Below are 20,223 nucleotides of genomic sequence, written 5' to 3' on the forward strand. Positions count from 1 at the left end.
TACATCATGGTCTACTACAACAGGCAGCGAATCTATACCTCTAATCCAGGGGGCTGGCCCCCAGCTATTTATCGCGAAAGAGTGCTATCACAAGCAGCCTAGTAACGGGATTTCTGTATGAGTATGTTTTCAAACTGCACTTTTATTGACAACTCCAACTAAGGCTGCAGAAAACAAGAAAAAACCCATCACAATTGAAGAATAGCTGAATTCCATTTATGCAGCCTTATGAGCCTTTTAGCGGTGATACATAGGAATCAATATACCTTTCAAGTTAAAGAAACAGTCGTCGGTAAAAAAACTTCGGCTGGCTATTTAGTTTTGTTTGAATACAGATTTGAGTTTTAAACGAAATTTCTGTTGGATGAAAAGTGCTGCTAGACTAAAGCAGCAATAGAATATCTAAAAACTGCTAGAACACTACAATGCCAACCACCTACACTACTACTGCTCTTCTATTATTCACTTCCCTCTTAACTTTCTGTTACAGCATTCTTTCAGAATTCCGACACTATTTTACAAAAGAAAAACTTGTATATTCATGTGATGCAAGTTAACATGATAATAACGTCAAGGGCAATCTTGAATTTTTTGCGTCCATTTTTATTGAAGAATGATAGGAGGTGCCTAGTAATTAAACAAGAAAGAGGGCTTCAAGAAAAGGTTTAGGGCTTAACGCATTGGGTGATGTTCCAATGCTGTTGATGACTTTACCCCAACATGTGAGAAGTATGCGGTGCTGTTGTGTAGAGGTAGCCTATGATCCACTATGAGAGTATAGATTTAGGAGGAATGAAATTGTATAAACTAACTCGAAAAACGGTTTCGGCCTTTTTAGCGATAATGCTGTTATTCATGAGTCTCATTCCAACGGGAATGACCGGGGAATTGAAGGCGTACGCGGCAACCAATGCTGTGGCAAATGAAAATTTCTCGTCGCTCAAAATTGAAGCGACAACGGGCCTTCCTGAGAACTGGAAAGTTAGCAAAGAAGCAAATGTGAGGACAGTTGGCAGCTACAGCACTGCGTCTACTGCTACGGAAAGGCTTGGCGGCAAGGGTTTAACGGGCTCGGCAAGTAATGGTATTTATAACTTTGGAGCAGGGGCAGCAGAAAATGAACCCCGCGCAGTCGGTTTTATATCATCCGGCAGCGCTACGAAGAGTGGCAACTTGTATTATAAATGGACCAATGAGACCGGAAGCGATATCAGCAGCTTTACAATTAGTTATGATGTGGAAAAATACAGAACGGGTAACAATCCCGCAGGCTATTCAATTAAGCTTTATTATTCCCGCAATGGCGAAGAATGGACGGCAGCGGGAGACGAGTTCGATGTTAAGTATGCTCCGGATGCAGTCACTGACGGTGCGGAAATCGTTCCGATAGATAAAGAAATGGTACAAAACCAGGAGACAACCCTTAATTTGTTGAATGGAGAGTCCATTTATTTCGCATGGAACTATTCGGTGACAAGCGGAGCAGTTACGTCGAATGCACAGGCATTAGGGATTACAAATGTACATATAACGGCTCAAAGCAGTGAAGGACCTGCTACGGTTAGCAGTGTCGTCGCTTCGCCGAATGGCGGAGAGGTTGCCAGCGGAACTTCAGTGTCCCTGAGCACGTTAACTTCTGGCGCTACAATTAATTATGTCGCATATAGTCCTGATCTTCTGAATGAGATCGATCGCGGCATCTATTCAGAGCCGTTCGTTCTGAATTTCAATGGAACTGATCCGATCATCATCAAGGCTATTGCTGCGGCAGAGGGTATGACAAGCAGCAATGAAACGACCTTTACCTTTAGACAGGCTAAATCGGCTAATGTTACTGCTGCACCTGCAGGCGGTGAAGTTACGGCAGGCACAGCGGTCGCACTGAATGCAGCATCAGGCGCTACGATTTATTACACAACCAACGGTGATACCCCGAGCACAGATAGTAATGAATATACAGGAAGCATCACGATTCCATCGCTTCCCTATACAATAAAGGCGATCGCCGTGCAGGAAGGCTACGTCGGCAGCGAGGTAGCTACCTTCACCTACCAACAGGCCAAAATGGCCAACGTAACTGCTGCCCCTGCAGGCGGTGAAGTTGCGGCAGGCACGGCGGTTGCGCTGAGTGCAGCATCAGGCGCAACGATTTATTACACAACCAACGGCGATACCCCGAGCACGGATAGTAATGAATATACAGGAAGCATCACGATTCCGTCGCTTCCTTATACAATCAAGGCTATCGCCGTGCAGGAAGGCTACATCAACAGCGAGGTAGCTACCTTCACCTATACTGCTGTTCCCGAGCAGAATTACAGCCTTGACGGCGAGACCGGCACAGCAGTGGAGTGGGCAATATCTGCGGCAAGCAACTTTACCCAGCCAATTCCGGCCACAGGCGGTGACCTGAAGGAAGTATCGGGTCTGAAGCTGTTGCATGGCGGCAGTGAGAGGGTCATTAACTGGGGCTCCAATGGAGCCAACTCCACCGGCTGGGATAATGGCAACGGTACTAAATACTGGACGATTAACACCTCGACCAAGGGAATGGCGGATTTGAACTTGTCCTGGCGAATGCGCTCATCCGGTTCGGGACCAAGAGACTTCAAGGTGCAATACAGCACGAACGGCAGCACATGGAGTGATATTCCCAATGCTGCGATCCAGGTTCCAAATGCAGTCTCTCTGCTGGATGCAGCCAGCCGATTCGAGGTTGCGCTTCCGGAGAACTTATCTAATCGTGAGAACCTGTCTTTCAGATGGGTCATGACTTCCAACCTATCCGCTAGCGGAGGCACCGTCGGCAGTGGCGGTACCCACCAAATCAACAATATTGCCATAACGGGTGCATACGTGATCGGAGCGAATCAGGCCTATGCCGTCACTTCCAACCTGGTCGACAAAGTTCCGCTGCAAGCCGTTGTAACATTTAACTCCAGAACAACCGATGCTGATATTCTGTACAGCACAAATGGAGGAAGTACGTATAACACGGCAGTTGACGGAAAAGTTGCGCTGACGGCTCTTCCGGCTACCCTGCATGTTAAGGCCGTAAAGGATGGCATGGACGACAGCCGTGTGAAAAGCTTCCAATTTACACAAGCCAAGGTGGAAACGGTAAGCACTACCCCTGGTGCGGGAGCTATTCCCTCTAATGCAAATATTACGTTGAAGACCGATCCAACTGACGCTGTGATCACCTATGTCATCACGACAAAAGCCGGTACGGAGGATGAAAGCGTCTTGCCTGAGGCAACCTTCACGGCGCCTATTGCTTTGTCGGAGGAAATGTTCCCTCTCCGCATTACGGCAAAAGCGACGAAGGAAAATTATCTGGAAAGCGACGCTATCACCTTTAATTATTCGGCAAGAAAACCGACTGGCGGAGAGAAAAACTACTTCGGCATGCTTCACGGGCACACGATTAATTCCGACGGCGCAGGAACGTTAGAAGAAGCCTTCGCCTGGGCGCGTGACGAAGCAAAGCTGGATTTCTTCGCTTTGACGGATCACAGCAACTCTTTCGATACCGCGCCTGCGAGCGATAAAGCGGGAACCTATAACCTGGGTGCCTATAACAAGGATAATGCGAGATGGCAAAGTGGTCAAAATGCCGCTGCCGCTGCTGCCGTTCCCGGCGAATTTGTCAGCTTCTATGGATATGAAATGACCTGGTCCGGCGGCCCGGGGCATATTAATACCTTTGGCACGGAAGGTTTTGTCAGCAGGAACAATACAGAGCTAAACAACAAAACCAATGATGCCGGCTTAAGAGCGTATTATGAGCTTCTGAAGCTGCACCCGGAGGCAATCGGACAGTTCAACCATCCGGGCACTACATTTGGCAATTTTAACGGCTTTGCGTATTTGGATCCCGTTATCGATGAGCGGATCAGCCTGATTGAAATCGGCAATGGCGAGGGCGAAGTCGGAAGCGGGGGATATTTCCCTTCTTATGAACAATATAACATGGCGCTTGACAAGGGCTGGCATTTGGCTCCAACTAACAATCAGGATAATCACAAGATGAAGTGGGGCAACTCAAATACGGCTCGCACCGTAGTATACACCAATGACTTTACGCTTCCGGGCATCCTCCTGGGGTTGAAGGAAATGCGTGTGTACGCAACGGAAGATGTCAATCTGGACATTGTTTATACACTAAATGACGAGCAACTGGGAACCATTCTGACCGATGTGCCTGATACGGCAAGATTTAAGGTTGATGCCAAAAATACGGCAGGCAGCAACAAGGTCGCTTCTATTGCCATCATTACAAACGGCGGAACCGAGCTGTACAAACAGAACTTCGGAACGACGGATGCGGTGCTTGATTATGAGCTGCCTAATCCGAAAGCAGGCTATTATTACATCAGAGTGATCCAGACAGATGGCCGCATTGCGGTGACAGCACCGGTATGGCTTGGTAAAGCAGAGAATGTTGGAATCAGCGAATTCACCTCCAGCACGCCAACTCCTGTAACGACGGAGGAGCTTACCTTAACAACCGAGGTGTTCAATAACGAAGATCGCGCCGTAACATTGAATTCGGTCAAATACGAGACGACGGATGGAGATTTGATTGCGAATGTTCCATTAAGTAAATCCATTGCAGCGTCGTCGAGCGAAAAGCATAACCAAAGCTTTATACCGACTGAGGCCAAAAAAATGACGGTTGTCGTGACGGTTAACGTAACGATAAACGGCGAGGACAAGACGTACACCAAAGAGATCGAATTGAATGTGAAGGATATTACGAAGCTGAATTATATCGGCATTGACGCTTCACACTTGAATGAATATGTCGCTGGCAATTACAAGGACAGCATGAAGAACCTAAGCACTCTTGCCATGCAATACGGACTTCGTACCGTAAATCTGACTACCAGTGAAGAATTCATAGCGGCAGCGGCTGACCCAAGATATAAAATGATGATCATCACCGCTCCGACAAGAAGACTGAATCCATCCACGGGCATTACGCATAAGTACTACAACGATGAGGAGATTGCGGCCATTGCAGCCTATGCAAAGCAAGGCAATCCCGTCATCATAACAGGCTGGGCCGATGTTTACGAAAACTATGCCTATGTGACTGCCGGATTGGACAATCACATGGCTGGTCAGCAGAACAAGCTGCTCGCTGCTATAGGCTCAACCCTTCGTATTGCAGACGACCAAGCGAAGGATGACGTAACGAATGGGGGGCAGCCTCAACGACTATACCTTGAGGATCATCACGATTTGATCAATCCGTTACTGGCAGGCATGCTGGAAGGGCAGAAGTTTAGTCAATACGGCGGCTCTACCGTATATGCTGTTCAGGCTGACGGTACTCCAGCCACTATTTTGCCAACAAGCGTAACCCCGATAGTTAGCGGCTTTAATACCACGTATTCAAGCGATGATGATGGGGACGGCTACGGATTTGAAGACAAGGAAACCAAGGTTCCGAGATATGGAGACAGTCCCGATGCAGGAAAAGGTACCGGGAAGGTGCTGCTGGCTGCTTCCGAAGCGGTCCAGCATGACGATGATGTCGTTTCTCAAGTCGTCGTGGCCGGCGGAGCTTTTATGAGCGATTTTGAAATCAAAAATACAGCGCTTGATAATCCGGCTGATGCTTACAGCAATGAAGTGATTGTTCGCAATCTGCTGGAGTCGATTGAGAATGTGACAATTACGCCAATCGCCGATATCAAAGCGGCGGAAGAGGGAACTGAGTTTACAATAGAAGGAATTGCCACGGTCAGCGTATATGATGGAAACAGCGATAACAATACAGGCTTCTTCGATTCCATCTATGTGCAGGATGCATCCGGCGGGATTAATCTCTTCCCGGTTGCAAGTGATGTGCAAGCTGGCCACAAAATACGTGTGACAGGCGTTGTCAGCTCCTACCAGGGAGAGAGACAGCTTGCTGTCAACAGCGTCAGGATTATGGATACTGCCATCCAGCCGGCGGCGCCGCAAGTGCTTACGACGGTCGAAGCTATGGCGCCTGGCAATACAGGTAAGCTCATCGAGACGTCAGGCATAGTCAAGAGAGTCGTGGCTGAGCCAAACGGAACGGTCAATGAAATCACCATCGACGATGGTACCGGTGAAGCGATCGTATATATCAATGCTTATATTACTCCGAATAAGAGCCTTTCCTTCGTCGAGGTAGGAGCTGAAATATCCGTAATAGGATTAGGCTCGATCGGAGAAAACTTTACATCTACAACGGAATTTTTGCCGCGGCTTCGTGTCCGTGACAGAGGAGAAATACAGCTAATCAACGCGTCGAACCTCTTTACGGTGACATTCCAATCCGAAGGCGGCACGGCAGTAGAGGCAGCGACAGGAATTGAACCAGGTTCCACCATCGCGCTTCCGACAGCGCCGACAAGGGCGGGATATGCTTTTGCCGGATGGTATACTGGGAAAAGTGGCACGGGAACGGCCTTTACGGCTGATACGATTGTCACTTCCAGTGTGACGGTATACGCGAACTGGGTAGTGTCCGGCGGGCAAGGATGGTCAGGCGGTCCGATCGTGACTTCGCCGCCAGCTGTGATTAATACATCTACGGATGGACAAACAACGGTCGTAGCCGCAACGGTCAAGCCAACGTTCAATACAGCTACCGGAGAAGCTAAAATAGTTCTTTCGAGCAATGAAGGATCGGCTATTGTCGAAGCAGCGAAGAAAGCGGAGGCGGCTGGACAGCAGTCGGTTGTACAGATTCATGTGGAATCGGCAACTGGTTCACAATCAATCGCAGTGGAGCTGCCAAGAACCGCAATCGATGCATTGGCGAATGATACAAAATCGGCGCTTGTTATTCAGACGGGGTTTGGAGAAGTAATCCTTAACGAGCACGCGCTTCAGACGGTCAGCAAAGCTGCTGATGCAGGGGCGGTAATCATCACCATAAACAAGGTGGACAGCTCTGCCTTTACCGGTGAGACTCAGTCGAAGGTCGGCGACAGACCGGTATTCGACTATACGGTTAGCGTCGGGGATACTGAGGTAACCGATTTTGATGGACCAAATGTAAAGATAATCATCCCGTATGTACTGCGTGACGGGGAGCGGGAAAATGCCGTTGTTGCTTATTACATCGATGGTCAGAACAGGCTGCAAATCATGCGGGGCTTGTATAACTCCGAGATGAAGTCGGTTATTCTGACCGTATCCCATTTTTCCAAATATGGGGTGGGATACAATGAAGTGAACTTTGCGGATGTGGCGTCCGGGTCATGGTATAATGAAGCCGTCGGCTTTATTGCGGCAAGAGGCATTACTGTAGGAACAGGAAACAATCTTTACAGTCCTGCAGACAAGTTGACGCGCGGACAATTTATGGTAATGGTGATGAAGGCATTTGGCATAGCGCCTTCCGCCAATAGCGCAAGCAACTTTGCTGACGCAGGCGACACTTATTACACCGGATATCTGGCTGCCGCCAAACAACTGGGATTAGCAAATGGCATCGGAGGCAACCTGTTTGCTCCGGAGAGAGAAATTAGTCGTCAGGAAATGGTAACCCTGCTGTACAACGTGCTTCGCTCCATCGGCGAATTGCCGAATGCTGCGGTGGAGAAACCGTTATCGGACTTCAGCGATGAAAGTCAGATAAGCTCCTGGGCCAGGGATGCAATGGAATTATTTGTAGAGACAGGGTTGATCATTGGAGATGCCGGCAAGCTCTCTCCTGAGAGAAGCACAACCAGAGCAGAGATGGCGCAAGTCTTCTATAACCTGTTGTCGAAATGATAATGTCCTAAACAATCCGAGGCAGAGGCGAGGGGGAATAACTCTCGCTTCTGTCTTTCTTTCGCTTTAGGGAGCCAACTTACAAAAGGGGAAGGGGCGCTTCGATGAGCGCATTTCTTGATATACCAAAGGAAGGCTGTTTACCAGCCTGCGCAATTCTTACGGATGATCCGATGCGAGTGGAGATGTTTACGGCTCACTACCTGGAACAAGCCAGGTTATATACCCGGCAGCGTGGCATGACAGGTTATATAGGAAGCTACGGGGGGACGGAAATCACAGTACAGGCTGTGGGGTATGGAGGAGCATCACTGACTGCGTATTTGCATGAAATGGTATCGTTGTACAGGGTACAAACGGTTATTTACGCAGGCGAATGTATATCCCGGGAGGCGTCCGTTTTATTGAGGGATTTGGTCCTTGCGCCAATGGCTTATACCTGTAACAGACAAGATGATTCGGCAGCAAATGACGAGATGCTCGCCATATCAACATTGGCAGCCAGTCGATGTTCGCTCTCTGTGCAAGCAAAGGCGGTTCATAGTAATGACCTTTACGGAACACGGGAATTAGAGGCCTGCTGTGCGCAAGCGGGAATAATCGACTTTGCCACGCACGCGCTTTATGACTACGCCAACAAACACGGTATTGCGGCAATATCACTCTTGAGTGTATCAGAGTGCTTCAATGAACAGATCGCCCCTGCTGAGAGGCAGAGTCAGATGCACGGATTGACAAGATTGGCATTTGAGACGGCTGCAATGGCGAATTAGCCACTCTAGTGTTGGATGATGGAAAGCGAGGGACAACATCTGCAATTGCAGATGGGATGTTCCAAGACGTCCTCTTTGTTTCGGATTCCTTTTAGCCGATGGGAATTGTCTAGAAAAAGTCCTGTTTATTGAATGCTCAGACATCTGGAAAAATGATAATCTGGCGGCTTATACGCCTTAAGTGTATGGAATGGGAGTTAGTAGCCGTAACCGGGCGCATTTATGCAAATAAAAAAACGGCAGAAATGCCGTTTTTTCTTATGTATCAGCGTCAGTTTGCCCCCATATTTGCCTGCAAAACATTCTCCCAGTTTGGATTATGCATCATCTCGGAGGCTTCCCCATGAAATGCCCCCATGGCTTCTTGATCATCCATCAGCCGATACCTCATCCAAGCCGTCAAGTAACCTCTATGATTGTTGCCGTTGCCTTCGATTGCTGTATGGGCGGCGCCTTTTGCCATTCCCATCATAACAGGCGTGTCAGCGCCAGTATTTTGCAAGGCTGATTGATTGCTTGATGCCGGTGAAATTAGAAAATCCCGCGTTCCGCCCATAATAAGGAACGGGACGGTTATACGCGCCGTATCGTACACATCCTCCGGATCGCAATATTTCAAATCGGGGAGAGCTATGGATACAACCGTTTTAATCAAGAATCCGCTTTCGTAGTTGGTATGGGCGTTTATGACCCCGGTAGAGCCTTGGGAATGTCCAGCTACGCCGATATTTTCAACTTGTACCCTTTGATAAAACAAGCTGCTTTCTTGCTGGTTTTCATTGCTCAAATAATCAATAGCCGCCACGATTTCTTTGCCTGTTCCTGTTGTTTTGCTATAGGAATCGATGACGATGAATCCCCAGCTGGCCAGATGGGTTAAGAGCTCGTTATAAGGATCCGGCGTGGCATCCGTTCCATTCCCCCACGAAATAATGGGATAGGTTTCGTCTTCGTGAAAATCGGGATAGTAGATTCTAAATAAAGGCTCTCCGATCGTGTCTTCAACTTCCTCGACCTTTACCCCATAGCTCCCTTGCTCTGCGTAACGCTGCTCAATGCTTCCTTCGGCCAGTGGTGGGACATCAGAATGAATAAGTATTTGCATGAAAATAGTAACCGAAATAGCAAGGACAAGGACGATAGCTGACAACCATAACAGCCATTTTCTTTTTTTCAAAACCGACATAGGCGCGACCTCTACGATAGTCTATAGATTTCTCTACCGCTTTCCTTGGGAAAATATGAAACTGAAAAATTATACGTGATATATATCGTTATGTTTCATAAACCCAAAAGCACATGATATTTTGTGCTGTATTTTGTGCAACACTAAAGTATGATGGATAGAAGAACAACTGCCTCAATTGGCATTTACGACATAAAACTTAGGAGGTTCCATGTCCTGGAGTAAAATGAAGCAACAACTGGAGAGTTTTCTCTGTCCTGCGTTAGAGGGAAAAGTGGAGTACCGTGCAACCAGCTACCGTTATTTGCCCGATAAAGCCGGGCAGTGTTATATAACAGTCGATAAAAAGAACATCCTCAATATGAATGATGCAACTACCTCAATCAGATGGTACCAGGCGGAGCTGGAAATCAAGAATGACCCCAATATCCAAATTTCGGTTAGTGATGAAGAAATTGAGACAATTAAAATGGAAACCAAAGGAGCTGTGCCGGAGGAGCGTATAAAAGTGATTGCCAGAGGCCGTAAAATAACTATCCATGCAAAAGAGCTTTTTTTGGCTCAGTCGGCATTAAGCAAATCCAATTTTGCCGTTGTCGCTAACAAGTTTTTATCTACACCGATAGAGGAAAGCCTGGAGAGCCATGATATTTTATTGAATATCCTGGCGCTGGTGGACAGGCGGGTCGGGAAAAAACGAATTTTAAATCTATCCCAAAAGATCAAGTTAAAGCATCCGAGCGTACAGTATTTTTACGAACTGCGGCTGAATACGGTATAGACAAAATTGAGTACTACTTGGCTCTAGACAAGGGGGTAACGCTGAATCCTTTTCCGCAACTGACCTTCAAATCAGGATTTATTGCTTAATGGTGAAGTCCGGGTACCTTTTCGCCTGGGCTTTTTTTGTGCTCCCTTTTAATGGAAAGTTGGAGAGTCTGCCGAATACGATTACCCGACCTATGGAAACAATATCCAAGATGATTTGAAGAATAGAAAGCAGCTACAGGACGGAGTGTGTGGGGGGCCGGGGAGCTTATTCAACTTGTATGGTTCACATGAACAGGAAACGGCGTGATGACATGGCTGATAAGCTTAAGGAGTACAACCAAAAAAGGAATTTTGACAAAACGTTGGAGCCGGAAGGAAACGGCGAGTTTTCGGGGGATGGCTTGAGGTTTGTTGTTCAGCACCATATGGCCAGAAGAGAGCACTACGATCTGCGTCTGGAATGGAAGGGCGTTCTTTTGAGCTGGGCGGTGCCTAAAGGTCCCTCTTACAATACCCGCGATAAGCGGCTTGCCGTTATGGTGGAGGATCACCCGATGGAATACCGGAACTTTGAAGGGACGATTCCAAAAGGACAATACGGCGGCGGAGTTGTGATGTTATGGGACGAAGGCTTTTGGGAGCCGCAAGGCAATGTGGAGAAGGGGCTTTTTAAGGGAGAACTGAAGTTTGTTCTGATGGGCAGGCGGCTGAAGGGGAAATGGGTGTTGGTCCGTCTGAAGGCAAAACCGGGCGAGGATCGGGATAATTGGCTTTTGATCAAGGAAAAGGATGAGTATGTACAATCGGATAGCGGAATCGAGGAGCACAACGCCAGCATCAGGAGCGGGCGGTCAATGGATGAAATCGAGAGGGGCGAGGAGGAAAAAATAACAAGGAATCCCTTCAGCAAAGTGGAGGTGCAGCTTGCAAAACTCGTGCAGTCGGTGCCCAAGGAGGGAGAGTGGCTCTATGAGCTGAAATACGACGGCTATCGAATCGTTGCGTTTGCAGAGGAGAACCAAGTCCGGCTAATGACCCGCAACGGCAATGATTTAACGGGGCGGTTCCATGTCATTGCTTCATCCCTTATGGAGTTGGCTGCTGGCAGGGCGATGGTGCTGGATGGCGAAGTTGCCATAACGGACGAATCAGGCAGGACGGATTTTCAGGCTTTGCAAAACTATATGAAAACATCCGGCAACGTAAGCTTAACCTATATCGTTTTTGACCTTCTTGCGCTGGACGGCGTTGACCTTCGGGTGCGTCGACTAATTGAGCGAAAAGAGATGCTGGAAAATCTGATGGCTAATGCTCCCGGCAACCTTCACTATAGCCGTCATATCGCGGGAAGCGGGAAGGAAAGTTTTGCCGCGGCCTGTGAGGCGGGGATGGAAGGAATTATCGGCAAAAAGGCGGATTCACACTACAGCGGTCTCCGCAATCAGAACTGGATCAAGCTGAAGTGTGATCGAAGACAGGAGTTTGTCATTGGGGGATATGTGCTAACGGACAAAAAAACCAGCGGGGTCAGTTCCCTTCTCCTGGGTGTCTACGAGGGCGATGATTTGCTCTATGCAGGACGTGCCGGAACTGGCATCAGCGAAGCCGAAATGAAAGTGCTGGCGAATAAGTTCGAACCTATCAAAAGAGCGGATGCTCCTTTTAACATCGCGCCAAAGCCCGGTCCCAAAGAAACGCTAACGTGGCTTGAACCCAATCTGGTCGCGGAAATCAAGTTTGCTGAATGGACCAAGGAAGGCCAATTAAGGCAGGCTAGTTTTAAAGGCTTACGAACGGATAAGGAGCCCAAGGACGTCAAACGAGAAACGGCAGGGGACGACTTGCATTCTGAATTTACTGAAGAAGAGGGGGTATCCATGCCGATCACAACAACCCAGACATTCACGAAAAGCAAGACAACATCTGGGGCAGCCAAGTCAATCAATACGACTTCCAAGGCAACAAGCTTGGTAATCGAGGGGGTAAAAATCACTAACCCGGGCAAAGTGCTTTTTGATGATCCTCACGTGACAAAAGAAGACGTAATTCGCTACTACGTAACAGTAGCGGAGCGCATGCTGCCTTACATAAGCCGCAGAATCCTCACCAGCGTGCGCTGCCCAAAGGGCGTATCGCAGAATTGCTTTTACAAAAAACATCCCGGTCCGGAGAGCAAAGGCGTCATCCCTTTCCCCGTGACAAACAGCAGCGGGAAAACGGAGGATTATTTCTACATCGAGGATGCAACAGGGCTGGTATACGAGGCGCAGATGGGAACGCTGGAGATTCATACATGGGGCAGCAGCATCGACGCATTGGAGACGCCCGATATCATGGTGTTTGATCTGGACCCGGACGAAGGAATGGAGCTGGACAGAATACGCCAGGGCGCAAAGGATATGAGAAGCATTCTGGAGGAGCTGTCACTGAAGTCTTTTCTCAAAACGAGCGGCGGCAAGGGATACCATGTGGTGGTTCCTTTTAAGGCGGCTATGAACTGGGAGGCGTTTAACGGTTTTGCCAAAACCGTTGCGCAAGTGATGGAGCAGAAGTGGCCTAATCGCTATACAAGCAATGTCAGAAAAGCCAAACGAGCGGATAAAATATTTATCGACTGGATACGGAACGGCAGAGGCGCTACAAGCATCGCCCCATATTCACTCCGGGCAAGAGCGGGAGCGAGCGTGTCCATGCCAATCGCATGGGAAGAGCTTGATACCATTGCTCCGGGAGGCATCAAAATGCAGGATGCGCTGCGCAGGATTGGCGGCAACGATCCTTGGCGGGATTTTTTTAAGGGATAAATGCCTATAGAAAACAGCTCAAGCGCCGGGCTTCCCTGACCGATGCTTGAGCTTATTTGTTTCCTGACTATTATTTTCTCTTATACCATTTTGCCCAATCGTTTAAGACCTGTGCTCTAGTCAGCATTCGGTCACTGGGCCATAGGGACGTTTCCCATTCATTGTTTTACATAATGAACTTCTCGACACAGAAGGCATAACTTGCTATCTTAAGTAAATCATGCTACCAGTAGTAGTGATGAAACGTATATCATGTCATACAACTGGATAAGTACAGGAGGGTGACCAGTGGCTTTTATACCATTGATATGTCCCAATTGCAACGGACAGATCGAGCATAAAAAAGAGCGAACGTTCAAATGTCCATTTTGTGAAACGGAGCTATTATTGAAGGAAAACAACGTGTATTATGTGGACCAGTCGGTGCATCATTATCATGGGACCGCGCCAGTTCCAACCCGGGGGCCGGCAGCGGCGCCTGCTAAGCCGAAGGTGAAGGCGATGTTGGGGGTCTTGTTTCTCTTCTTCATTATTGCTATTGTTTTTGGTTACTTCGCATGGAACTCGTTATGGACCACGAATCTGACGGGCAATACGGGGCTACCCGGTGCTGGACACGTTGTTCGAACAGAACCGGAGAGTGAAGTACTGCAATCTTTTTTGAAGGATATTTTTGGAAAGACTAATGCCGACCCTACAGCAGAAGAGTTAGCCAGCATTCGCTACTTGTCCGTTGGCAAAATCGACGACAAGTGGCAGTTTACCTATAGTTTCGATGATCCCTTCAGTAATGAGCAAGCGGAGCTGGTGAATTACGCCGTTGAAGATAAGCTGTTGAATAACCAGAGGATCGAACAAAAAGATTTTGAAGCGTTTACTGGTTTGACCGTTCTTAAACTGAATAACGAATATGAAGTTTCCCAAACCAGTGATGTCAGTTTCAGCCATATGGAGGATCTGAAGAGCTACTCCGGCGGATTTAATGAATCATTCCGTGCATTCTCCCAATATTTCGGGGAACCCTCGAAGATTCTGGAGTTAACTACTCAGATTCGAAGCAACGCGGAACTAGCCTTGTTGCTGGAGTTTACACATTTGCGTTCCTTATCCATTACCTATGTGGATGAATCCGTGACGGATTTCCATCTATTGCAGCAGTTGCCCTTGAAGGCGCTGACGATCGAGACAGTGGATAATCTGAACTGGCTATCTTCGCTTAGTTCACTAGAGTCGCTCACCATTTTGTATAGCGATGCAACGGATTTTAACAGTCTCTATGCGCTTAGCGGGCTGCGGGAATTGACATTCCAGGCGGTACCGAATTTGAAGTCGATCGAATTTATCAAAAATATGCCGAGCCTGCATCGATTGGATATGGACCGCGTGGATGTCGTTAGTCTTGAAGCGCTCAGGGATAAGGGATCCCTGACAATATTAAGGCTCGCCAGTTTGACCTCGTTGGATTCATTGGATGTGGTCAACAGCTTGACCTCACTGTCTGAATTGGCGATATCTAGTTATTATGGGACAGAGCCATCGCTATCGCTTCCCCTTGTAACGCAAGCCGAGCTGCCGGGGTCATTACTTCCCGATTTTGAGGCGCCTGATCTCCAGTCGCTTACACTTCGCCCCGGCAGCTCCGGAATTTACGGAACGGAACTGGTCAAATTCCCGAAGTTAACGCAGCTTTCTTTGGTTGACAGCGGAAGTATGTATCAGGTCGAGGCTTTGAACGAACTACCGGCTCTTGAAGTGATTAACGCCAGTGAAACATCGTTTTATGAAGATACCCATGCATTATTTCAATTGCAAAACGTAACCACGTTGATCTGTTCGGAATGTACTTTTTCCATGCAAGGAAACGAGCCTTTTAGGAACGACACGCTGGAACATTTGACGATAAACGATTCCTATTATTTGGTAAACAACGAAAATGTGCAGAATCTTGACAAGGTGACTCCGTATCTCGCCGGGATGTCGGCCTTGCGCTCTTTCACGCTGCAGGATGAGTCCATTCAAAATCTTGACTTTATGGGAGGCTGGAAAAACCTTGAGGTGCTGCATGTGGAGAATAACGCCATCTCGAACCTAGATCCGCTAATCCCTTTGCAGAATCTGAAGAGGGTATACATCACTGGAAATCCTGTGCAAAACGGGACGGTGTTAGGCGACGGAGTAGTCTATTAGAGCTGCTTGTTTCAGCCCGTTTTGAGGCCGCGAATAGGTGAACGGTCAGAGAAGCTTTTGCAGCGGCCCAGGAATGCTCGTTCTCGGCATTCCTGGGCTACGTGCATACCCTATTCTTTTCCTACGCCTGACAACACGAATGATGTCGGATAACCAATAACCTTATTATCATGGGTTTGATACTTAAGCCCCAATATTCCCTCTTCCATTTCCTCTGTTGCTTGCTCGCTTCCATGAGACAATTTATCTTGCTCTACGCCGGTAATTAACCAGTTCCCGTTAATCTTCTCCAATGAATATTTCTTAGTCGTTGTGGTGAACGGCTGATCCTTCAGCTCTTTTGTTTCAATCGTGTAAATATGGACTTGACTAGGCGTGCTCCCTTCATACACATCACTGATTTGTACCGATGCGCTCAGTTTATCCATTCCCATTCCATGAATGATATTGAGCATTTGTTCCTTATGCCTGGCGTACTCCTCTTGGGACATGTTCGCCAAATCATCATGGTCGTATGATTTATTGTCATACCCAAAAACAAGGTTATCGCTGACCGATGTCCAGTAGTCATCGCTTACCATTTCATTTACAGCTTTATGATATTGGTTATATGACTTGTTAAAATAGATGAGATCAAATTCGCTTTCTTCAAGTGTCTTTACATTTTCAACAAGCTGCTGTTTCTCCGAACGTCCCATCCCTGAATCAGACGTACACGCCGTTAAAACAACGGCAAACAATAGAAGCAATCCACATGAAAGTTTTATGAATTTCATTTATATCCCCCTTTTCCCTGTATTTGTTTAAACGAAACCAAGCCAATTAAGGTTGCGAATTTTGGATCAAATCATGGCAGGATTCCATCCATAAGAATAGATCAATAAGACATAAGGATAAGTCATTGTTTTGCGAAATTTGATGCCGTATGATAGCTTCATGCTACTGAAAGCGCTATCAAATCGCGGAGGAGTGACACGGTGCGCCCACAAAAACACGGCTTAAAAAGCTCGTCGATTGTGAAGTTTCTCTACATATCCCCCTTTATGATTATGCTTGCCGTTTTTGCATATTTTCCGCTGTATGGATGGGTTTACGCCTTCTTTGACTACACGCCGCCTATTCCTCTGTCCCAATCGCCGTTTGTTGGCCTCAAGTGGTTTTCTTCCTTGGTTGAAAATGAAGTGAAAGTGAATCAGCTGCTGCAAGTCATTAAAAATACGTTTGGGATGAGCGGTCTGGCGCTGCTTTTTTCTTGGCTTCCCATGATTTTTGCCATCTTTTTGACGGAGATCAAGGCCGTGAGGTTCCGGAAGTTTATTCAGACGGTTACAACCTTGCCCAACTTTATTAGCTGGGTACTGGTCTACTCGTTGGCCTTCTCTATGTTCTCCAGCGAAGGCATCGTCAATGGTTTATTGCATCAATTGGGCGTTATCGACTCCCCGATCCTGTTCCTTCAGAAGTCCGATCATGTGTGGCTGACGATGTGGATGTGGATGACCTGGAAGACACTGGGCTGGGCGGCTATTCTGTACATCGCGGCCATTATGGGAATAGACGATTCCTTGTACGAAGCAGCTCATGTGGACGGGGCTACCCGAATGCAGGTGATCCGCCATGTTGTGCTGCCCAGTATGCTGCCGACCTATTTTGTCCTGTTGATGCTCCAAATCGCCAGTTTCCTGAACAATGGCCTGGAGCAATATTTCGTGTTTCAGAATGCGTTTAACAAGGAGACGATTCAGGTTCTGGATTTGTACGTGTACAACCTTGCGATGAGCGGGGGCAGCTACTCTGTATCGGTCACGATTAGCATGCTGAAAAGCCTAATCAGCGTAGTTTTGCTATTTTCGGTGAACGGGCTCTCCAAATTGCTGCGGGGGGAAAGCATCGTATGAGCGATAACACGACAGACCTGACGCCTAATGAGGCTGTGGGGAACAACCTTCCGTCCAAACCGATGAAATTCCGGACCAGTCCGGCCGACAAAATGATTTCCGTGCTGATCTACATCCTCTTTTCGCTGTTTGCCTTCATTTGCGTTTTTCCGTTCTACTCGATCATCATCAATACGATCAGCGCCAACGATATAAGCGCCAGAGGCGATGTTATTTTTTATCCCAAGGGGATCCACTTTCAGAACTACTTTGATGTGTTCAAAATACCGGGATTGCTGAATGCCGCCATGATTTCTCTTGGGCGGACGGTGATTGGCACAACGCTGACCGTTGGGGCCTCCGCCTTTCTGGGCTTTATGTTTACCCAGGAGGACCTGTGGAAGAGGAAGTTCTGGTACCGTTTTACGATCATCACGATGTTTTTTAACGCGGGCATCATCCCTTGGTACCTCACCATGAAAACACTGCATTTGACGAACAATTTTTTGGCTTATGTGCTGCCAACGGTTGTTGCTCCCTTTTTTATCATTCTGGTCAAAACATTTGTGGAATCCACGCCAAAGGAACTGCAGCATGCGGCAAGCATCGACGGAGCCGGAATTATGACGTTGTTTTTTAAGGTGATGCTGCCGATCTGCAAGCCGATTTTGGCTACGGTGGCTATATTTGCGGCGGTTGATCAGTGGAATTCCTTTCAGGACACGCTGCTGCTGGTGACGGACAGCAATTTGTACAGCTTGCAGTTTATTCTCTACAACTACATCAATCAAGCCAGTTCGCTGTCAACCATGGTTAATTTGCAAAACGCCGGTTCAACCGCAATGGCAAGCCTGGCAACGAAACAAACGACAACCTCCATTCGCATGACGGTCACTATTATTGTTGTGGCGCCAATTTTGCTGGTGTATCCGATATTCCAGCGTTTTTTTGTAAAAGGGATTATGATAGGCGCGGTCAAGGGGTAAGCTGCGCCGTTATAATACATTAACCGTAATTGGGGGATTGAGAATGAGCAGAAAAACAATGAAAAAACCGTTGTTGCTCCTGTTGGCTTGTTTCTTGGCGAGCGCAGCGGCGCTGAGCGGTTGCGATACCGGCTCCAAAAGCGCTTCCCCGTCGAATGAGCCGGGCGGAGCGTCCGGGTCCGGCAACGCGGGGGATCGGAAACCGTTAACCATTACCGTTTTCAACAATGCGGCTAACTATCAGGGGGAGCAGACGGGCTGGTATGGAAAGCTGGTGAAGGACAAGTTTAATCTTACGCTGAATATTTTGGCTCCGCAGGTTGCCGGCGACCAGCTGTACAAAACCAGAACGGCAGCGGGCGATCTTGGCGACCTCCTCATTATCGACAACAGCCAGTTGGAGGAGCTGCTGCCCGCAGGCCTTGTTTTGGATATTACAGATCGGATTCAAAACACGAAGTATTTGTCCGCTTATGCAGAAAATCATTTTAAACCTTTTAATGCGGCGTTCGACAAGGTCAATCCAGAAGGAAAAATCTATGCATTGGCGACCTTCCAAGCGGATACTTCGCCAACAACCTTTTCAGAGGAAATCCCGTATTCCAGCCCCATTATGCCATGGGATTATTACAAGGGCATCGGAGCTCCCAAGCTGAATAATCTGGATGATCTTTTGGCCGCCTTGAAGCAGATGCAAGCGAAATATCCCAAAACGCCGGACGGCAAGCCGATCGTTCCAATCACCTTATGGAAGGATTGGGACGGCGGCAGCATGGAAAATGTGCGTTGGCTGAGCAACTGGTACGGCTTCGAGCATCCTGACGGGACTTCGACGATTCAGTTGAATGCCAAAGGAGACATCGTTCCTCTCATTGACGACAACAGTATGTACAAAAAAATTCTGCAATTCTATTTCAAAGCCAACCAGATGGGATTGGTCGACCCGGATTCGCCTTCCCAGGACTGGAACAAGGTTGCGGAGAAATTAACGAACAAGCAGGTGCTGCTGCTGTGGTATTCCTGGCAGAGAGGGTTTTACAACAGTATTGAGCGGGGAAGAAACGGCGACGGCAATGTCGCTGTACCAATTGCGGATACGCGTATCCTCCAGAGCAGCGACGCCTTTTACGGCAACGGAAGAGTATTTGCCATCGGCTCCAAAGCCAAAGATCCCGACAGAATTATAGAGTTTCTGGATTGGATCGTTTCGCCGGAAGGCTTGCGTTATTATACGAATGGCTTCGAGGGCTTTAACTATGAAAAAACGGAGGACGGCAAATTCAGGCTGACTGAAATCGGGCAAACCGCGTTCCAGAATAATACGCCGGTGCCTGATGAATACGGAGGCGGCGGTTATCAGGATGGGCAGAGCAAGATCAACAGCATGATCATGAGCGATTTTGTCGTTGATCCCGACACGGGGGAATTTTACAACAACAATTATTGGAGCTCGACGATCGAGGCGAACAAGACGGTTCTCACAACGGAGTGGCAGAATGCTTACAACGCAACTAATCCAACGGACTACTACATCAAAAACAATATGATCGATATTGTGCCTAACATTAACACAAGCCTAGGCAGCGATTCTTCGGAGATCAAAAACAAACGCAGTCAAATCTCGGATTATGTGAAGAATACGTCATGGAGGATGATTTTTGCCAAAAACCAGGAGGAGTTTGATGGGCTGTGGGCCAAAATGAAAAGCGATGTCGTGGGTCTCGGCTGGGAGGATGTCGTAGCCGAAGATTCGGCCAAGGCGCGGAAAATCATTAAGCTGCGCGCCGAAGCAATTGGAAGCAAGTAGGGCAAAAAAGCCAAGCAAAGCAGGCTTGGCAGGCTGATATAGAAGGTTTGTAAGGCAAGCGTGATAAA

General features: G+C 47.9%; 10 protein-coding genes. 8 read left to right on the plus strand and 2 right to left on the minus strand.

Annotated features, from left to right (window positions below):
- The first annotated feature begins 798 nt into the window (after nucleotides 1-798).
- Both ACX93W_RS17820 and ACX93W_RS17825 read left to right on the plus strand, forming a co-directional pair.
- Nucleotides 799-7,764, plus strand: a complete 6,966-nt coding sequence (locus tag ACX93W_RS17820; RefSeq protein WP_459393727.1) for a chitobiase/beta-hexosaminidase C-terminal domain-containing protein — start codon at nucleotides 799-801, stop codon at nucleotides 7,762-7,764.
- Nucleotides 7,765-7,868: 104 nt separating this feature from the next.
- Nucleotides 7,869-8,537, plus strand: coding sequence for a phosphorylase family protein (locus tag ACX93W_RS17825; RefSeq protein ID WP_459393728.1), 669 nt, complete (start codon nucleotides 7,869-7,871; stop codon nucleotides 8,535-8,537).
- A 271-nt stretch (nucleotides 8,538-8,808) separates the two neighbouring features.
- Here ACX93W_RS17825 and ACX93W_RS17830 read toward each other — a convergent pair whose 3' ends face one another.
- On the minus strand, nucleotides 8,809-9,723 hold the full coding sequence (locus ACX93W_RS17830) for a poly(ethylene terephthalate) hydrolase family protein (RefSeq protein ID WP_459393729.1): 915 nt from the start codon (nucleotides 9,721-9,723) through the stop codon (nucleotides 8,809-8,811).
- 211 nt (nucleotides 9,724-9,934) lie between these two features.
- Between ACX93W_RS17830 and ACX93W_RS17835 the strand changes: the two genes are divergently transcribed.
- The 3 genes from ACX93W_RS17835 (at nucleotide 9,935) to ACX93W_RS17845 (ending at nucleotide 15,485) form a co-directional block, all read left to right on the plus strand.
- Nucleotides 9,935-10,504 (plus strand): SF0329 family protein, encoded by a 570-nt coding sequence (locus tag ACX93W_RS17835; RefSeq protein ID WP_459393730.1) that lies wholly within the window; start codon nucleotides 9,935-9,937, stop codon nucleotides 10,502-10,504.
- 301 nt (nucleotides 10,505-10,805) lie between these two features.
- Nucleotides 10,806-13,298 carry a DNA ligase D gene (ligD, locus tag ACX93W_RS17840; RefSeq protein WP_459393731.1) on the plus strand — a complete coding sequence of 831 codons (2,493 nt, stop codon included), beginning with the start codon at nucleotides 10,806-10,808 and terminating at the stop codon, nucleotides 13,296-13,298.
- 288 nt (nucleotides 13,299-13,586) lie between these two features.
- The gene (locus ACX93W_RS17845; protein ID WP_459393732.1) at nucleotides 13,587-15,485 is read left to right on the plus strand and encodes a leucine-rich repeat domain-containing protein; all 1,899 of its coding nucleotides are present in this window, start codon (nucleotides 13,587-13,589) and stop codon (nucleotides 15,483-15,485) included.
- 110 nt (nucleotides 15,486-15,595) lie between these two features.
- Here the strand turns inward: ACX93W_RS17845 and ACX93W_RS17850 are convergent, their stop codons facing one another.
- Nucleotides 15,596-16,261 carry a hypothetical protein gene (locus ACX93W_RS17850; RefSeq protein ID WP_459393733.1) on the minus strand — a complete coding sequence of 222 codons (666 nt, stop codon included), beginning with the start codon at nucleotides 16,259-16,261 and terminating at the stop codon, nucleotides 15,596-15,598.
- 201 nt (nucleotides 16,262-16,462) lie between these two features.
- On the opposite strand from ACX93W_RS17850, the gene ACX93W_RS17855 reads away from it, so the two are divergent.
- The 3 genes from ACX93W_RS17855 to ACX93W_RS17865 are packed head-to-tail and all read left to right on the plus strand — an operon-like array spanning nucleotide 16,463 to nucleotide 20,155.
- A complete protein-coding gene (locus ACX93W_RS17855; RefSeq protein WP_459393734.1) occupies nucleotides 16,463-17,383 on the plus strand; it encodes an ABC transporter permease subunit in 921 nt (306 codons plus the stop codon).
- Complete coding sequence (locus ACX93W_RS17860) at nucleotides 17,380-18,348, plus strand: carbohydrate ABC transporter permease (protein WP_459393735.1); 969 nt, start codon at nucleotides 17,380-17,382, stop codon at nucleotides 18,346-18,348. Before ACX93W_RS17855 ends, ACX93W_RS17860 begins: the two co-directional genes overlap by 4 nt.
- A gap of 43 nt (nucleotides 18,349-18,391) precedes the next feature.
- Nucleotides 18,392-20,155 carry a type 2 periplasmic-binding domain-containing protein gene (locus ACX93W_RS17865; RefSeq protein ID WP_459393736.1) on the plus strand — a complete coding sequence of 588 codons (1,764 nt, stop codon included), beginning with the start codon at nucleotides 18,392-18,394 and terminating at the stop codon, nucleotides 20,153-20,155.
- Nucleotides 20,156-20,223: the final 68 nt, after the last annotated feature.

This window comes from Paenibacillus sp. CAU 1782 (assembly GCF_054551715.1).